The organism is Brevibacterium sp. CCUG 69071 (assembly GCF_021023135.1).
Taxonomy (GTDB): Bacteria; Actinomycetota; Actinomycetes; order Actinomycetales; family Brevibacteriaceae; genus Brevibacterium.
In genome coordinates this window covers 139,660-156,565 of sequence record NZ_PGFV01000001.1, presented here as the reverse complement: position 1 = coordinate 156,565, position 16,906 = coordinate 139,660, and the positions used below count along the sequence as shown (strand labels likewise).

The window sequence follows — 16,906 nt, the reverse complement described above, 5'->3', positions numbered from 1 at the left end:
ACAAGCGCGGCGGTCTCTGGCTTATCTTGCGACCGGCGGGACATCGGCCCTTCGGCAGCGGACCGCCGCCTGCCGCGATATCGCCGCCGACGAATCCTTAGGACCTGAGGGTCAGAACGGTTCCGGAGGGCCTGCGGGTCGGAACGGCTCCGAAGGGCCCGTAGGTCAGAACGGTGGCGGATCATCCGGATCGGTCGCCCAGAATGCTTCGGAATTGGGGTCTCTCCGGGAGCGACCTGATCCGCACGGAAGCTGCTTCCGCATCAGGGGGTCCGATCCGGGTGGAAGACAGGGCTGAAACACTGCATTCTCCCAATCGAGCATCCGCTCGATCAGCAGCCTCCGTCGAGCCGCACGAGCCTGTCGGTAGTCCTGCGATATCCGACGGCGCTTGGCTGTCAGCTCCTGAGCACGTCGGCTCTCTGCCTCGCGGGCCCGGATCGTCGACTCGCCGGGCATGAGTTCCAGGACCATCGGCGGTGCCGGGACAGAGCTCTCCGGCAGACGCCATCGCTGCGGACGCAAGTGTGCCAGGGCATAGAACTCAAGCGCCTGGGAGGCGTTCACCGGCTGATCAGGTGGAGTGACAGACGCCGTGATGCCATGCTTGAACTCGTATTCGACCAACCCTGATCGAGGCATTCTGATCGAGTACCTTCGCGCTGTCTTCAGCGCGTGGTCCTTCTTGCACAGAGGTTGGAGATTTCCGAACCTCGTCAGTCCTCCCTTGAGCGGTTCGAGGTGGAAGAACGGATCGACGTGGTCGATCTCTGCCTTCTCTGCTCTCCTTGTGCATCCGGGTGCTGTGCAGATCGCCCATTGCTCGACGATCGCCTTCCGCAGGTCCTGCGGAATCGCGTAGCTCGTCGCCTTCGCGTCGATCGGTGTGCCGGTGGCGGGGTCGGTGAGAATCCTCAGCAGAGTCTTCGAGCGCCCCGCGATCTGCCTGGCCACCTCGGCGGGCACAGGTGTTCCGTCGGCGTAGCTGCCGGGAAGCCCGGAGTCTCCCGTCAGAGTCAGGAACGGGACCGTGACCACGGTGGCCGCCTGATTCGCCAACCACCACTGCTGAGTCGGCATGGTGATCTTGACGGAGAACTCCCGTTCGCGTGCCGATTCTGAACCATTCGCGATGAAGGCAGAGTCAGTGGTGTCCGGCAGCAACGACTTCGCATAGTCCTCGACGCCATTGTCGTGATCATCGCCGTTGAAGAGCAGAGTGCCCTCGTCATCGAGCAGGGGTGCTTCGCGCTCGATGAGCAGACCGGTGCCCGGATCGATCTCTCTGACTTTGATCTTCAGGTCCGGCACCGGACGAATCGCAATGTCGTACATCAGTGCCGAGATAGACCGCTCGTCGATGATCTCAAGGCCCGAGCGGAGGTTGAAGGGGCTGCCGTTCTTGCCGTGAACCGCGCGGGCCATCGCTTCGATTCGGTGATAGCTCGCGAAGATCTCCGCAGCAGGCCCATTGATCATCATGCAGGCGCTTCCGTCCGCACGGCCCTCGACGCAGACATTGCGTCGCTTCGCCGCCAGCTCGGACCGGTCCTGCGAAGGCTCAAGGAGGTTGATCTTCTTCCTCAATGACTTGCGAAGGCTCTCACTGGTCACTTCGGCTTTTCGGGTGGCGAGGAACTCGTCCAGCTGAGGCAGGAGGCCGAAGGCGACGGTGTCGCACAGGTTCGCCGCCGACTCGACGTGGGCATGGGCGAATTCTCCATTGTGTACCCGGTCGGCGAATCTCGGCAGTCCGATGATGATCGTCATTGCATGAGTGAGATGTCGGTAGGTACGCGGGGTGGCAGTACCGAGGATCGAGGACACTTCAACGAGGTTCTCCTTGAGCACGTTCTCGTGCACCCACTCGTAGAAACAGGTCCTGAGATCGAAATCAGGGAACGCCGGGAGTTCGGCTTCGGTCGCATCTGCGTGCGCACCAGGGTGTTCCGCGCCGGCAATGTCGGTCGCAGGTGCATCGCCTTCGAGAGTCTCAGCGGCGGTGGCATCCGGCAAAGGGCCACCGGAGGCTTCGGCGTCCTCGGCAACGTCGGTGGTTTCGGCAACGTCGGTGGCCTCGGCAATGTCGGATCCCAAAGGCCTTCCCTCGGCGTCATAAGCTCGCCAGGGATCCCACGGGCTGGCAGCGACTTCGCGGACTTTGTCCTCGACCGGCTCCGCACACCGTGCAACTGCCGCAGCGATCGTCTCGCACCGGTATGGATCATCGCCCTGGGGCGTTTCACACCCGTTGAACTGCATCACCTGTTCGAGGATGATTCCCGCGGTCTGCTCCAATACGGCGAACTGTGCGCGATCGGATTCGGCTGCAGCCTCGGCAAGCCTGGTGACATTCGATTCGAAACGAATCGTGTATCGCGGCGAAGGGCCCGCTGCGGCATCGCCGTGGGGCGGATCTGTGGGAGCCGGGGTAATGCCTTTCATTGTCTTTCACCTGCCTCGTACGTCATTGTCGGGGAAGCAACGGTGGAACTGACTCGAATTTCTTAGTACTTTAATACTATTCTATTCGAACATTCAATGTCTATAGCCGGAACAGAATATTCTCATAAAATCTCTGACTTTTCATGTACATTCGTTTCATCTTGTTCCTCAATCGTCTCATTCGGCACTGACATGAGAAATCAGACCCACCTCGGAAAGCGACTCGACAGGAAAACCGTCACCAACCTCCATGGTCGATGCATCCAGGCGGTCAGCGGGCAGCCCGCCAGCGTCGAGCGGACAGGGAGTAGGCCGCGTCGAACGGACAGGGAGCAGCCCGCGACGTCGGCGGTGATCGAAGGGCCCTTCCGCGTCGATGATGCGCGGTCAGTGATCAGAAGTCGGTGATCAGAGGTCGGCGCTCAGCGAAGGTTCCTTCCGCGTCGGTCGTCAGCGGAGGGTCTCCGGCTTCAGCCCTGGACGGACAGGTGCTGGGAGTCGACTCCGGAGAATCGTCCGCGCGAGCGCCATGAGAGTCCCAGGTAGAGCAGGAACGAGACGATGAAGGACGGGATCGTCGCGCCCACCGGACTCGGATACGCATAGGTGAGCAGATAGGACACGAGCGCCCCACTCACCCACACGGCCACCGCCGCCCAATTCACTCCGCGGACATAGGAGTAGAGGCCGCCGGAATCGCGGAGGATGTCGCGGGGGTAGGCTCCGCGTTTAATGAGGTAGTAGTCGACGATGAGGATCGCGAAGACCGGGACGAAGAAGGCGCCGATCATGGTCAGGAAGTCCGTGTACTGGTCGAGCAGCGCCAGCCAGGTCGAACCGATGATCGAGATCGCCCCGAGGATCAGTGCCACCGGCAGGAACTTCAGTCTGGTTCGGCTCTGCGCACCGACGACGGAGTTGACCATGCCGTAGACGACCATGGTGTTCGTGGCCATGACGGAGAGGAAGATGACGATCGCCAGCGCCCAGCCGAATTCCTCGGCCAGCACGGTCGGGTCGAAGGCAGCCGCGTCCGAGCCGTCGAGGAGGATGAAGCTGAATGCGGTCAGTCCCAGCACCATGGCCAAGACGGTCGAGGTGATGTAGCCGAGGCCGGAGCCGACGATTCCCGCTCGCTGACTGCCGGCGAGTCGATTGAGGTCGCCGGAGAGCACGGTCCAGGAGATCGCGGTCGAGATCACGATGTCCAGGGCCAGCGCCGGGGTGACGTCGAGGCTCGGGTCGATCGGGATCTGCGTGTACTCGGCCGGTGCGTGCCCGGTGAAGGCGATGACGAAGATATAGGCCATGACCAGGAGGATGAGGAGGGCGAACCACGGCTCGGCCTTCTCGATTCCCTTATGGCCGAGGATCGCCAGGCCGACGACGAGTGCCTGGCAGAGGACGGAGAAGAGGATCGGGTTGGAGAATCCGGTCGTCTGCGCGACGACGTAATTGACGCTGATGCCGGCGAGCATCGCCTGCACCCAGCTCCAGCCCATGAGGATGACGACATTGGCCGCCACGGGCAGATAGCTGCCCTTCGCACCGAAGGCTCCCCGCGTGATCGCCATCGTCGCCAATCCGGTCCGGGTGCCGATATTGCCGATGAGGGTGAGCACGATGGTGCCGAGGACCGTGCCGAGGACGATGACGAAGATCGCCGTCGTGTAGTCGATGCCCGGGACGAAGAGCGTGCCGGTGAGCATCGTGGTGACCACGAGGTTGGCGGCCAACCAGATCATGAACATCCGACCGGTGCCCAACTGTCCGCGGATGACGCCGGAATCGTCGCTGCCGGACTCGAGCCGCGCCTCGAGCCTGCGGTACCAGTTCACTGCTCTCCCGCCTCGGCGTCGGTGGCGTCGGTCGAGCCGGTGAGGTCGGCAGCATCAGCGGCGTCGGTAGCTTGCGCAGCCTCCGGGACCGTCGAAAGGTGCTCGTGGATCGCCACGAGTCCACCATTGCCGAGGCGGCGGAAGACGATGCTCTCACGCTCCCGATACGATTCCCGGCCGTCACCGGTGTTCACCGTCGTATCGACGGTGTGCGAGAAGACGGCACCGCCGAGAAAGGTCTGGACGAGCCGGTCACTCGAGTTGCAGTCGGCTACCGACCATCCCTCGGCCAGCCACGATTTCCAGGTGTCCTCGTATTCGGCGCGGGAGTCGAAGCGGTGCCGTTCGGGATGGAAGACGAACGACGCATCCGTGGCGAACGCCGCGAAGTAGGCCTCCGTGTCTGTCGCGGAGAAGGCGGCGACGATGGCGTCGGCGGCGCGAAGCACCTCGGCGCGGGTGGGCTCATTCACGTCTTCGGTCATGGCAGTCATCAACCTCTCTCGCCTCGAGCAGTGCAGGACAACCACCGTGATGGTGGCTGAATGACACTCTCACCGATCTGGTGACCTGACGCACTATCCGCGGTGGATGGATTTCGAACCGATCACTCCAGTTCGGCCAACACGGTTAGTCACATCACGAGACAGAATGGTCGGAGGATGAGATTTCACCTAGGTTGAACGAGGCGAGAGCGACGATCCGTTCGGCGTTCCCTCCTCGCCACCGGCACATCCGAAAACCCCGGCGACCATGAAGGAGCCACTGCGGCTATGAGTGCGGAACTGATCTGTGTGATCGTCCTCGGACTGATGTTCATCATCGGCACCTGGCGGGACATCAACATGGGACTGCTCGGGTTCATCGCGGCGGCCGGAGTCGGCGGACTCGTCCTTCACCAGGCGCCCGAGGAGTTCCTCGCCGGCTTTCCAGTCGACCTCTTCCTCACTCTCGTCGGACTCACCTATCTCTTCGGCTTCGCCCAGAACAACGGCGTCATCGAGCTCATCGTCAACTGGTGCGTCAGAATCGTCGGCGGGCGGATCTCACTCATGCCATGGATCTTCTTCGCCCTCACCGCCGTCCTCATCTCACTCGGTGCACTCTTCGCCGTGGCGATCATCGCTCCGCTGGCCCTGACCTTCGCCCGCAGACACCGTCTCAATCAGTTCATGGTTGGTCTCCTCGTCGTCCACGGTGCCCTCGCCGGCGCCTTCTCCCCCATCAGCGTCTACGGCATCTTCATCGATGACTACCTCGCGAAGAACGGGCTGACCCCCAGCCCGGTGTCGCTGTTCCTCGCGCCGTTGGTCTTCAACTTCGTCTTCGCCCTCGTCGTGTGGTTGGTGCTGCGGCACCGGCCCGGCCTGCGAGCCGAGGCCGACGATGATCCGGCCTCGCCGTCGCCGGGTTCCGCCGACGCGTCACCGGATTCCACGGCCGCATCGCAGACCGGGCTGCTCACCAGAAGCGCACCGACAAACGAGGCACGGCGGGTCAGGCCGACCCGAGGTCAGGTGCCGACCCTCATCGGGCTCATCGCGATGGCGCTGTCGGTGCTCATCTTCGGCTGGGACGTCGGCTTCGTGACGATCACGATCTCGATCATCCTCGCCGTCATCAATCCTGCGGCGGGCAAGGCCGCGATGTCCCGGGTCTCCTGGTCGGTCGTCATCCTCATCACCGGTGTGCTCACCTACATCGCGGTCCTGCAGGAGGCGGGCACCGTGGAGTGGGTCTCGGCGGGCATCTCCGCCATCGGAATTCCGCTGCTGGCCGCTCTGCTACTCTTCTACATGTCCGGTCTGATCTCGGCCCTGGCGTCCTCGCTGGCGATCATCGGCGTGGTCATCGCCTTGGCAGTGCCCTTCCTCGAGTCGGGCGATGTCCACGTCGGAGGCTTCGTCGCGGCGCTGGCGATCGCCGCGACCATCGTCGACATCAGCCCGTTCTCCACCAACGGTGCGATGCTGCTGGCGAATGTGCATTCGACCATCCGCGACCGCTACTACAAGCAGATGATCGGCTATGCCGGACTGATGTGCCTCATCGGACCGGGCCTGGCCTGGTTCGTCGCGGCCGTGCCGACCTGGATCGCCGGCTGACGCCCCTGCCTACATGTGCCCTTCGGCCTGGAACCGTCCGTGCCAGGACAGCGCCTCGCCGAGCAGGTGCGGAGTGTGCCGGCCATGGGGATTCTCGGCGATCGCCCGATCCAGATAGTCGCCGAGGCGGTCCCGATAGCTCGGGTGCGCGCAGTTCGCGATGATCTTCCGTGCCCTGGCCACCGGGGAGAGTCCGCGCAGATCGGCCAGTCCCTGTTCGGTGACGAGGATCTGGGTGTCGTGTTCGGTGTGGTCGATGTGGCTGGCGAAGGGCACGACCGAGGAGATCGCCCCGCCCTTGGCCAGAGAGTTCGAGACGAAGAAGTTGAGATAGGCGTTGCGGGCGAAGTCTCCCGATCCGCCGATGCCGTTGATGATCGACGAACCCATGACGTGGGTCGAGTTCACATTGCCGTAGATATCGGCTTCGACCATGCCGTTGATGGCGATCACCCCGAGGCGGCGGATGGCCTCCGGGTGGTTCGACATCTCCTGCGTACGCAGCAGGATCCGCCCCTTGTACGACTCGATGTTCTCGTTGAAGTCCGCGGCCCGTTCGGCGGACAGGGAGAAGGCGGTCGCCGAGACAGAGGTGAGCTTGCCGCTGTCGATGAGGTCGAGCATGCCGTCCTGGATGACTTCGGTGTAGGCGGTCAGACCCTCGAATTCGCTGTCGGCCAGGTTCCCCATCACCGCATTGGCGACATTGCCGACCCCCGACTGCAGCGGCAGCAGGTGCGGAGGCAGCCGATCGGCTCGGATCTCGTGCCGCAGAAAGTCGACGAGGTGGGCGGCGATCGCCTGCGAGTCCTCGTCGGCGGGTTTGAAGGGAAGGTTCCGGTCCGGGGCGTCGGTTTCGACGACGGCGACGACCTTCGCGGGATCGACCCGCAGGTAGGGATCACCGATGCGCTGCATCGGCTCGAGGAGTTGGATCGGCAGCCGCTCGGGAGGCCTGCGGGTGCCGTAGTAGACGTCGTGGAATCCCTCGTAGGCCCGCGGGTGCCAGTCGTTGACCTCGATGATGACCTTGTCGGCGAGGTCGAGCCAGGTCTTCGAGTTGCCCACCGAGCTGCCGGGTACGAGCAGTCCGTTCGGCAGGATCGCCGCGACCTCGACGACAGCGACATCGAGGTTTCCGTAGAAGCCGAACCACGCCTGCTGGGCCGAATGGCTGAGATGCGTATCGACGTATTCGGTGGTGCCGTCGTTGATCGATTTCCGCATCGCCGGATCGGATTGGAAGGGCAGGCGTTTGGTCACCGCTGACGCCTCGGCGAGAACTCCGTCGAGTTCGGGCGCGGTCGAGGCTCCTGTCCAGAGTTCGATGCCGAAGTCGCGGCCGGCCTCGTGCTCGGCCCGAGCACGTGCGGCCAGGGATTCCGGAACGGCCTTCGGGTAGCCCGAGCCGGTGAAGCCGCTGGTCGCGACTCGGTCGCCATCGGCGATGTGAGCAGCCGCCTGATCAGCGGTGACGATCTTGGAACGAAGATTCGGGCACGAGATTCTCGACATTCCAATGAGTCTATCGGACGCGTTCGAGCCGCCTGCCGCGCGCCATCCCTGAGAGACCGTAAGCCGCTTGGATCGGTCCCGGAAAACACCCGGCCAGGCAGCTGCTACTGCTCGAGCCCGCCCAAGAACTCCGCAGCCCCCAGCGCCACTCTCAGCTCGGCGAGCACGCCGAGAGCGAGCATGTCCTCATCGACATCGAAGCGCTCAGTGTGGTGACCGGCGGTGGTGTCCATGCCGATCTGGACGTAGGTGGCCAGGCCGCCGCGCTCCTTCACCCGCTTCATCATCGCCGTGGCGTCCTCGGAGCCGCCGACTCCGCTCGAGTCGCGGATCTCGGCGACCCCGGGGACTCCTGTGAAGCTCTCCCGGACATAGGGCAGGAGCTCCGGACTGGGGTCCTCCCGGTCGGCTCGGCCGACGACACTCAGTTCGCTCTGCACGTCGTACATGCGGGCGGCGCCGGCGATGACGTCCTGGGCGCGGCCGAACATGAAGTCGTTGATCTCGCTGTCCTGCCCGCGCGTCTCGACTCGGATCACGGCCTTCCTGGGCACCACGTTCCGGCCCTCACCGGCGTGGAAGGTGCCGACGTTGATGCGGCTGGCCCCACCTGAGTGCCGTGGGATCGCATGCAGTCCCAAGGTCGCCGAGGCGGCCGCCAGCAGGGCGTTCTTCCCCTTCTCCGGGTCGCCGCCGGCGTGTGAGCCGATACCGGTGAACGTGACGTCGAACTTCGTGCTCGCCAGGTACCCATCCGATCCGGTGACGATGTTGCCCTTCGCATCATCGGATTTCAGGTGGGTGGCGACGAAGAGGTCGACGTCGTCGAACCAGCCCGCGGCCACAATTGAATGAGCGCCACGGACACCCTCCTCGGCGGGTTGGAAGATGATCTTCACGGTCCCGGTCAGTTCGTCCCGATGCTCGCTCAGCGCCGTGGCCAGGCCGAGTCCGATCGCCGCGTGCCCGTCGTGTCCGCAGCCGTGCATGGCTCCGTCGTTGACGGAGGCGAAGCCCTCGGCGAAGGGGCGATGGCTGTCATCGGCGAGTTCGACGAGGTCGTTCGAGTCGATGTCGAAGCGGAAGCAGACCACGGGACCGGGCCGTCCGGTCTCGAGCACACCGAGGACTCCGGTGAAGCCCTCCCCCATCGCCTCGACGAGTAAGGGATCGGCCCCCTGTGCAACCGCGCGTTCACGTTCCCCGGCGAGCACCTCTGCGCTGGGCACCCCGAGCCGGGAGTCGGCGTCATGGAGGTCAGGACCGAACTTCGTGTCCCAGCCCAGGTCTCGCAGGACCCCGATGATCGCCGAGGTGGTTCTGAACTCGGTCCAGCCCGTTTCGGCGTGTTTGTGGAAGTCCCGCCGCCAGGCGACGAGCCGCTCGGCCAGCCCTGTGGGCAGTGTCGGCATCTGATCGGTCCGGTCGGGTGCGGGGTTCGTCGAAGTCATCGGGTCCTCGGGTCGGGTGCAATCTCACTCACTTCGAATGGTAGTCCCCGTATCGGTCGCCCGAAGAGGCCAGCTGCGGGAACGAGCCCCCGCCCCGTCGATCGGACCCGTGTGCGGCATTCGCCTCCGCACGGGACCGGCGCACCGTCGTCAGTGCGAGGCTCGGCATCGGGATGAACACGATGACGGCGAGCAGCAGGCCGAGGGTGAAGATCATGATCGCTTCGACGAGTCCGGTGTACACGGCGATGACGCCGACGACGATCGCGGGCAGACCCGCACCGGCGTAGAACGCGAGATAGAGGGCCGCCGTGATCCCGGCGCGCTGCCGGGTCGGAGTGAGCACGTCGATCTCCCGATTGGCACCCCAGTAGCTCAGACCGTGGCCGGTGCCCGTGGCGAACGCGGCCACGGCCATGAGGATCAGGGCGGTCGATGCCCCGAGGCTCGGCAGATTCGAGCTCAGCAGCAGAGCGGCCCCGACGCCCATGAGCATCAGCCCGATGGTCTGCGCGGCCCGCGGCTCGAACTTCGGGGCGATGAGCTGGACTCCGGCGGAGACGACGAGGACCGAACCGACGATGAGCCCGGAGAGGAGAGGGCTCGGCTCGGCGATGACCGACTCCGACATCGACGGCAGCAGGGCCAGGAACAGGCCGAGGCTCGCCCAGCCGAGCAGACCGGTGATCGCGGCGATGTTGAAGCTCGCGCGCATCGGCCCCGGCACGGCGGGCCAGGTGGGGCGCCACCGCTGCCGGGTCAGCGGCCGGTGCAGCCGCAGGATGAACACGAGCACCGCGGTGACGATGAGCATCCCGAGCATGACGACGAAGGGAGCGGTGAGCGATCCGTGCCCGGCCCCTCGAGCTGCACTCGCCTCGGTGATGGCTCCGGCGAGGATCGGACCGGCGCCGGCGCCGAGGACGAACGACATCGTGGCCAGCGTCGACCCCATCCACGGCCGACGGGCCGGTGAGGCCTCGACCATCAGCGCGATCCCGGCTCCGGTGCCCAGTCCCAGACCGATGCCGAGGAGGATGCGTCCAGCGAACAGACCGGCGACTCCGACCGTGCCGAAGGCGAACAGACCGGTTCCGACGCTCACGCAGCCGATCGCGGCCAGCAGCACGGGTTTGCGGCCGAAGGCGTCGGCGGCCGAGCCGAACATCAGCAGCGAGGGCAGGCAGCTGAGCACGTAGGCCGCGTAGAGCGCGGTCATCGTCTGGTCGGTCATCGACAGGGACTCTTGGAACAGCGGGTAGAGCGGGCTGGCCAGATTGGCCGCGGCGGAGAGCGTGAAGAGCACGGCAGCTCCGATCCACAGCTGACGTTTCGAACCGATGATGCGTGCGTACTCGGGCAAGCGGAACTCTCCTTCTCAGACGAATCGATGGTGGCCCACGGACTCATCATGAGCGGCAGAGAGTATTCTTGTCTATCGTAGGAAAACAAAGACTATCGTTCGATGGGGTCGCATGATTGACAACAGACTCACGATGTTGAGCATGATTGACCGGCACGGCACCGTGACAGCGGCCGCACAGGCCCTCCACTACTCACCGTCGACGGTCTCCCACCAGGTCAGACAGCTCGCCGCTGAACTCAAGGTCACACTGCTCGAACAGCACGGACGCAACATCCGGCTGACCCCGGCGGCTCGGTCGCTGCTGCGCCATGTCGAGGTTATGAGCACCGAATGGGAACAGGCCCTCTCCGACCTCGATGCCTATGCCTCGACGGTGTCCGGTTCGCTCACCCTCTGCGGCTTCTCCACCGCGGCCAGCGTGCTGCTGCCCCGCACGATGCACGTGCTCAACGAGGAGTTTCCGAACCTGATCACACAGACGATCGAAGCCGAACCGGGCGAGTGCTATGACTTGCTACTCTCCGGCGATGCCGACATCGGCATCGTCGCCGTCACCTCGGACACGCCAGCCGGCGCCGATGAGCGCTTCGCCCAGCACTTCCTCATCGACGACCCGCTCGACCTCATGGTGCCCACGGGCCATCCGCTGGCCGAACGCAGCACCGTCTCGATCGCCGACACGGCCGAGGAGACCTGGATCCTCGGGCGCCCCGGCACCACCTATCACCAGCTCGTCGTCGCCAACTGCGCGAGCGCCGGCTTCACGCCGAAGATCGGGCACTACGCCAACGACTGGAACACCGGCACCGCGCTCGTCCACAACGGCTTCGGCGTCTGTGTGGCCTCCCGCCTGTCCCGGTCCCAGGAACTGCACCCGGTCCGCCGGATTCCACTCAGCGGCGAGCACACTCCCACCCGGCACATCGCCGCAGTCACCCGGGCAGGTACAGAGAACCGTTGCACTCTGCGCTTCACGCTGGACACCCTCACTCGCGAAACCGCGAAGCTGATGACCCGCCTCGGCGAGGATCTCGACGGCGCCTGAACCCCGGTCAGAGGAAGGGTCGCATGGGCTTCAGCGCCCACTCGGCGAACTGGGTGAGAGCATGGCGATCGAGCCAGTCGGGGCCGAGAACATTGCAGTGTTCGGCGTCGCTGAGGAAGACCTTCTCCATCTCCGCCGCGAAGTCATTGTCGATGACCTCGACGTTGGTCTCGTAGTTGAAGGACAGGGAGAGTCTGTCGATGTTCGCGGTGCCGACGGTCGACCACTTGCCGTCGACCGTGGCGATCTTGGCGTGGATCATGGACGCTTCGTAGAGGAGGACCGTGACCTTGGATCGCACCATCTGCTCGAAGAAGCCGCGCGATACGGAGTCGCCGAGGACGTGGTTCGACTGCTGCGGCACCATGATCCTCACGTCGACGCCGCGCTCGGCCGCTTCCATCAGCGATCGGAGGAGCTGCTGGTCGGGGATGAAGTACGGCGTCGTCAGCCAGATCCGCTCCTGAGCGCGTTCGATGGCGTTGATGTACATCGACCGGATCGGATAGACAAGCTGGACCGGCTGATTCGCTGCAACCCGCAGCTTGGATTCCCAGGCGGTAGGAGCGACCCAGGGGATCCGATCGTCTTCGCTGTGGTATTCGTTCCAGACCTGAGCGATGGACTGGTGCAGGCCCCAGGTGCCGGGGCCCTCGGCCTTGAGATGCGTGTCCCGCCAGTGAGTGGCGTAGAGGGAGCCGATGTTGTATCCGCCGACGAAAGCCACATCGTTGTCGATGACGAGGATCTTCGAGTGGTTGAATCCGGAATAGCGCAGTGGCCCTCTCCAGAATTTGCGGGCCACGGTCGGCAGGCGCAGGACCTTGATGCGATGGTCCAGCTGCCGGTAGAAGGATTGTGGAATGGTGAAGTTGGCGAATCCGTCGTAGATGATGTGGATCGTCACACCGCGCTCCGCAGCCGCATTGAACGCATCGATGAACTTCTGACCCACCTCGTCGTTCTTCCAGATGAAGGTCTCCATCTGGATCGATTCCGTCGCCGCCGCGATCTCGGCGAGCATGTCGTCGTAGAGGGTCTGCCCATCGGTGAAGATGCTCAGCGAGGAGCCTTCGACGCTGGCGTGGAAGGTGCCGGGCCGCGGTGCTTCCCGTTGTTCTCGATCGCGTTTGCGCATCATGTCGATCGCCATCGAGACGCCGACGGTCAGGGGCACCGCACATGCCGCGCCGGCGGCAGCCCATGGAGCGATACTGCGGACACGGTCGAATCCTTGACGAAGATTAAGCGCAGTCGATCCCATAACGATCGAGTGTATCGGCTCCGCTGTCCGTCGCGATTGGGCGCTGCCCCGACATTCGCTCCGTCTTCCCTCCATCGCTGCTGATTCGAACCCGGGAAACAGAACCGCGGCCCCATCCGTTTCGGATGGAGCCGCGGTCCTATCGAGACAGCGTCACTCAGGTGAAGATGCTCACTCCACCGGGACCGACGAGGCAGCCGACGACGATGAGGACGATGCCCCACAGCAGCTGCTTCCGGAAGATGGCGAAGATGCCTGAGATGACGAGGATCGCTGCGATGATCCAGAGAATGAAAGCCAAAGTGACTCCTAGGTTCTGCGGTGCCGCGATCGGCGGCACCGATTGTTTCCGGCGATGTCGTTCATGCGCCGGGGTCTGTGGTTCAGTGCTTGCTCGGTCCGGCCCCGTTGTCGTTCGGGAAGTCCGGATCGTGCGGGGCACCGGCCCCTGGTCGACCGTCAGCCAGCGGGTCCGACTGAGCGGAGCGCTGTGGGTCGCCCCGAGGATCGACGTGTGCATCCGTGCGCGGATCGGTCCGTGCATCGGTGCGGGGATCGTTGCGGGGATCGATCCGTGAGTCATCGAGCGAATCGGCCCGTGGGTCGATTCGCGGATCGGTTCCCGCCTGGTCGGGTTGCCGCACCGGATTCTCCGGCTGGGCGGCCGGACGCTGCTCCGCGGGGCGCTGCTGCTCCACGTGGTGCTGATCGGCATGACGCGGGTCTGCCTGGCGCGGGTCGACATGGTGCTGGTCTGCCTGGCGCGGGTCCGGCTCACGCACGGCGCGGCCGTCGTGCGCCTGATCCAGCCGCACTGCGGACCGGTCATCGGCCGGGACCACGGGACCACCCTGCCCGTGAGGAGCACGCGGGTCGACGTGGGTTCCGGTGCCGACGTCGGGATCGAGCTCGTTGGCCCGACGCAGGCGCTCTTCCTGCTCGCGGCGCTCTGCCACGACGGCCTGTTCGCGCTGGTCGGCGTCGCTGCTCAGCCGGTTGGCCTCCACCGAGCGCTGCTCGGCCTCGGCCGCACGCTTCTTGGCTTCCGCAGCCTGAGCTTCGGCTTCCGCCTCGGCTCGCTTCGCTTCGGCCTTCCGCTCGTCGGCCTCGGCCTCGCGAGCGTGGACCTGCGGCTGTGCCGCGGAGGCCTCCTCGCGGAGCCGTGCCGCCTCTTCCCGACGACGCTTCTCTTCGAGTTCGCGCTTCTTCGCCGCAGATTTGCGAGTGACGGCAGCGATGATACCGATGACGATCAGGACGACGACAATTGCGACGACGATCCAGATGATCGTGGAGGCATTCATGAAATCTCTCCCTTGCTAGATATTCGGTTCTCATCAATCAGTGGCCCCGTTGGCAGGACCTGCCCATCGTTGCACGCCTGACACGCGAAGACAACCATTTCGTATACAGCGTAAACCGCGTGTCGAGCGTATTGCGAATATCTGTCCGCATATTTCGGCCGACCGCCCGTTTCAATGAACGCGTTTAGCATGGGCACCATGTCTGAACATCGGAGTGACGCATGTGCCCCGTCGCGGTCGGCCATAGCTGGTGCGATCTGCTTCCTGTCGGCGGGGCTGTTCTATCTCCTCGCCGAGGCACTCGCCGCCTCCGTGTTCCCCGGGTATTCCTACGCGGTGAACTACATCAGCGACCTCGGCGTTCCCGATGTCGAGATCCTGGGCGGGCGTGCCGTCGATTCGCCCCTGCACCTGCTGATCACCGTTGCCTTTGCTGCTCAGGGGCTGCTCTTCGCCGTGGGAGCTGCGCTGCTGTGCCGTCGTTTCAGACTCCCTCTGCGGGGCACATTCGTCGTCCTCGCCTTTGCTCACGCCCTCGGCATGGTCGCAGTCGCCGTCGTCCACGGCGGTCAGGCGAACATCGAGCGCGGACTCGACACCGTTCACGTGCTGGGCGCGGCCGCGGCCTTCCTCGGCGGCAATGCGGCGGCGATCGTCGCGGGAATCTCCCTGCTGCGCGCCGGTTCGCACCGCCGCCTCGGCGGGTGGAGCATCGCCCTCGGTGCGATCGGCCTGTTCGGGATGCTCATGCTCCAGGTCGATGTGCGGCTTCTGCCGGCGACGCTGCTGGAGGACGGGGTTTGGGAGCGGATGACCTTCTATGCGATTCTCGCTTGGGAAATGCTCGTCGGAACGCTTGTCCTCAGGTACGCCGGTGCGCAAAGGTGGAGACATGCAGACGCCTCCCGATGATGCCGCCGGAATCTGTGAGCGTGCGGCCGCTCACCACCTCGACATCCGTCCGGAGACCATCACCGTCAACGAGATCGGCCTCGATTTCAGGGTCGCCATCGCCGAGGTGGTCGACGGTTCCGCGTGGGTGCTGAGGATTCCCCGCCGCCCCGACGTCACTGCGCGGGCAGTCGTCGAGGGGCGTTTCCTCGAAGCGGTCGGTCCGTTGCTCGACGTCGATGTTCCCGACTGGCGGATCCACACGGACGATCTCATCGCCTACCCGCTGCTGCCCGGGAGTCCGGGGCTGACGATCGACGATGCGGGTGAGCCTCGGTGGCATTTCGATGTCGAATCCACCGTCTACGCGGAGTCCCTGGCCGATTTCCTCGCCGAGCTGCACACTCTCGATCCCTCACTGGTGCGCTCTTCCGGCATCGATGACCTCTCCTCCGCCGAGTCCAGGCAGCGCAGACGCGAGGACATCCGGCGGGTCAGCAGTGAGTTCGAGGTCTCGACGGAACTCATGTCTCGGTGGTCGTCCTGGCTCGACGATGACCGGTTCTGGCCGACGTCGACGACGGTCACACACGGAGAGGTCTACCCGGCCCATCAGCTCATGGACGGCGAGCGCATGGTCGGCGTCCTCGACTGGACGACTGCGGCGATCGGCGACCCCGCACGCGATTTCGTGTTCCATCAGGCCAGCGTCTCCTCGGCGGCGTTCGATGCGACGCTTCGCCGGTACGTCGAGCGGGGTGGGACGGTATGGTCGCATTTCGCCGAGCATTGCGCCCATATGTTCTCGACTTCGCCGGTCGACCTCGGCCTCTATGCGCTGCAGACCGGGGACGAGAGGCACCTGCACGCTGCTCGAGAACAGCTGCAACCGAAGGAGAGCTGAACATCCATGATGTCGACCATCGAACCGACCGGCCAGCCCGGCAGCCCCGAGCCGATGCTCCATGCCGCGCTCAATGGGGATCGTGACCATCCGGCGACTCCGCGCACGCCCGATGATATTGCGGCGCAGGCGAGGGCGGCCGTCAATGCGGGAGCACAGGTTGTCCATCTTCACCCTTTCGACAGCGAGGGCAGGCAGACCTTCGACGCCGAGGCGAGCGCTGCGACGGTCCGCGCCGTCCGTGCAGCCTGCCCGGGGGTCCCGATCTCGCTGAGCACATCGGCCGAGATCGAGGGAGACCCGGCCCGGCGGCTCGAACTCATCTCCGAATGGACCAAGCTTCCGGATCTTGTCACCGCCAACCAGGGAGAGCCCGGAATTCTCCAGGTCTGCGAGCTACTGCTCGGCCGAGGAGTGGAGATCGAGGCCGGCCTGCTCCACCTCGACGACGCCCACCGCTTCGTCGACGCCGGCATCGCCGGCTCCTGCCGACGCGTCCTTGTCGAGCCTCTCAATGCCGACCCCGATGATGCCATCGCGCACGCCGCGGCGATCGAGAAGGTCGTGACTGACGCCGGGATCCGCCTGCCCCAGGTCCATCACGGGGATGGGATCGCCTCCTGGGTCGTCAACGCCCGCGCCATCCGCCGCGGACACGGAATCAGGACGGGGCTCGAGGACACTCCCGTCCTGCCCGACGGACGAGAGGCCGAAGGCAACGGTGACCTCGTCGCCACGGCGGCGATGCTGATGTCCGAGCTGTCCTGACCTCGAAGCA

At 64.8% G+C, this 16,906-nt stretch carries 14 protein-coding genes; 5 read left to right on the top strand and 9 right to left on the bottom strand.

Annotated features, from left to right (window positions below; translation table 11 throughout):
- Nucleotides 1-165 precede the first annotated feature (165 nt).
- The 3 genes from CV023_RS00720 to CV023_RS00710 all read right to left on the bottom strand — a co-directional run bounded on the left by CV023_RS00720 (nt 166) and on the right by CV023_RS00710 (nt 4,768).
- The gene (locus CV023_RS00720) at nt 166-2,445 is read right to left on the bottom strand and encodes an HNH endonuclease signature motif containing protein (RefSeq protein ID WP_230743554.1); all 2,280 of its coding nucleotides are present in this window, start codon (nt 2,443-2,445) and stop codon (nt 166-168) included.
- A gap of 470 nt (nt 2,446-2,915) precedes the next feature.
- The gene (locus tag CV023_RS00715; protein ID WP_330166638.1) at nt 2,916-4,283 is read right to left on the bottom strand and encodes a purine-cytosine permease family protein; all 1,368 of its coding nucleotides are present in this window, start codon (nt 4,281-4,283) and stop codon (nt 2,916-2,918) included.
- Nucleotides 4,280-4,768, bottom strand: a complete 489-nt coding sequence (locus CV023_RS00710) for a YybH family protein (protein ID WP_230743553.1) — start codon at nt 4,766-4,768, stop codon at nt 4,280-4,282. Before CV023_RS00710 ends, CV023_RS00715 begins: the two co-directional genes overlap by 4 nt.
- A 288-nt stretch (nt 4,769-5,056) precedes the next feature.
- On the opposite strand from CV023_RS00710, the gene CV023_RS00705 reads away from it, so the two are divergent.
- The gene (locus tag CV023_RS00705) at nt 5,057-6,388 is read left to right on the top strand and encodes an SLC13 family permease (protein WP_230743552.1); all 1,332 of its coding nucleotides are present in this window, start codon (nt 5,057-5,059) and stop codon (nt 6,386-6,388) included.
- A gap of 9 nt (nt 6,389-6,397) precedes the next feature.
- Here CV023_RS00705 and CV023_RS00700 read toward each other — a convergent pair whose 3' ends face one another.
- From CV023_RS00700 to CV023_RS00690, 3 genes are all read right to left on the bottom strand, one after another.
- Complete coding sequence (locus tag CV023_RS00700) at nt 6,398-7,903, bottom strand: acetyl-CoA hydrolase/transferase family protein (RefSeq protein WP_230743551.1); 1,506 nt, start codon at nt 7,901-7,903, stop codon at nt 6,398-6,400.
- Nucleotides 7,904-8,007: 104 nt separating this feature from the next.
- Nucleotides 8,008-9,354 carry an amidohydrolase gene (locus CV023_RS00695; protein ID WP_230743550.1) on the bottom strand — a complete coding sequence of 449 codons (1,347 nt, stop codon included), beginning with the start codon at nt 9,352-9,354 and terminating at the stop codon, nt 8,008-8,010.
- A 28-nt stretch (nt 9,355-9,382) separates the two neighbouring features.
- Nucleotides 9,383-10,717, bottom strand: a complete 1,335-nt coding sequence (locus CV023_RS00690; RefSeq protein WP_230743549.1) for an MFS transporter — start codon at nt 10,715-10,717, stop codon at nt 9,383-9,385.
- Between the two features lie 112 nt (nt 10,718-10,829).
- Here CV023_RS00690 and CV023_RS00685 point away from each other — a divergent pair, with 112 nt between their 5' ends.
- A complete protein-coding gene (locus CV023_RS00685) occupies nt 10,830-11,765 on the top strand; it encodes a LysR family transcriptional regulator (RefSeq protein WP_269067010.1) in 936 nt (311 codons plus the stop codon).
- 7 nt (nt 11,766-11,772) lie between these two features.
- On the opposite strand, the gene CV023_RS00680 is transcribed toward CV023_RS00685, so the two are convergent.
- The 3 genes from CV023_RS00680 to CV023_RS00670 all read right to left on the bottom strand — a co-directional run bounded on the left by CV023_RS00680 (nt 11,773) and on the right by CV023_RS00670 (nt 14,333).
- Nucleotides 11,773-12,942, bottom strand: a complete 1,170-nt coding sequence (locus tag CV023_RS00680; protein ID WP_230743547.1) for a phospholipase D-like domain-containing protein — start codon at nt 12,940-12,942, stop codon at nt 11,773-11,775.
- 244 nt (nt 12,943-13,186) lie between these two features.
- On the bottom strand, nt 13,187-13,330 hold the full coding sequence (locus tag CV023_RS00675; RefSeq protein ID WP_230743546.1) for a GPGG-motif small membrane protein: 144 nt from the start codon (nt 13,328-13,330) through the stop codon (nt 13,187-13,189).
- An 82-nt stretch (nt 13,331-13,412) separates the two neighbouring features.
- Nucleotides 13,413-14,333, bottom strand: a complete 921-nt coding sequence (locus CV023_RS00670) for a hypothetical protein (protein WP_230743545.1) — start codon at nt 14,331-14,333, stop codon at nt 13,413-13,415.
- Between the two features lie 198 nt (nt 14,334-14,531).
- Here CV023_RS00670 and CV023_RS00665 point away from each other — a divergent pair, with 198 nt between their 5' ends.
- Genes CV023_RS00665 through CV023_RS00655 form a run of 3 tightly spaced genes read left to right on the top strand, consistent with a single transcriptional unit; the run spans nt 14,532 to nt 16,896 of the window.
- Complete coding sequence (locus tag CV023_RS00665) at nt 14,532-15,245, top strand: DUF998 domain-containing protein (protein ID WP_230743544.1); 714 nt, start codon at nt 14,532-14,534, stop codon at nt 15,243-15,245.
- Entirely contained in the window at nt 15,226-16,128 is a 903-nt protein-coding gene (locus tag CV023_RS00660; RefSeq protein WP_230743543.1) for a macrolide 2'-phosphotransferase, read from the top strand. The genes CV023_RS00665 and CV023_RS00660 overlap by 20 nt, the downstream gene beginning before the upstream one ends.
- Nucleotides 16,129-16,134: 6 nt before the next feature.
- Nucleotides 16,135-16,896, top strand: a complete 762-nt coding sequence (locus CV023_RS00655) for a 3-keto-5-aminohexanoate cleavage protein (RefSeq protein ID WP_230743542.1) — start codon at nt 16,135-16,137, stop codon at nt 16,894-16,896.
- Nucleotides 16,897-16,906: the final 10 nt, after the last annotated feature.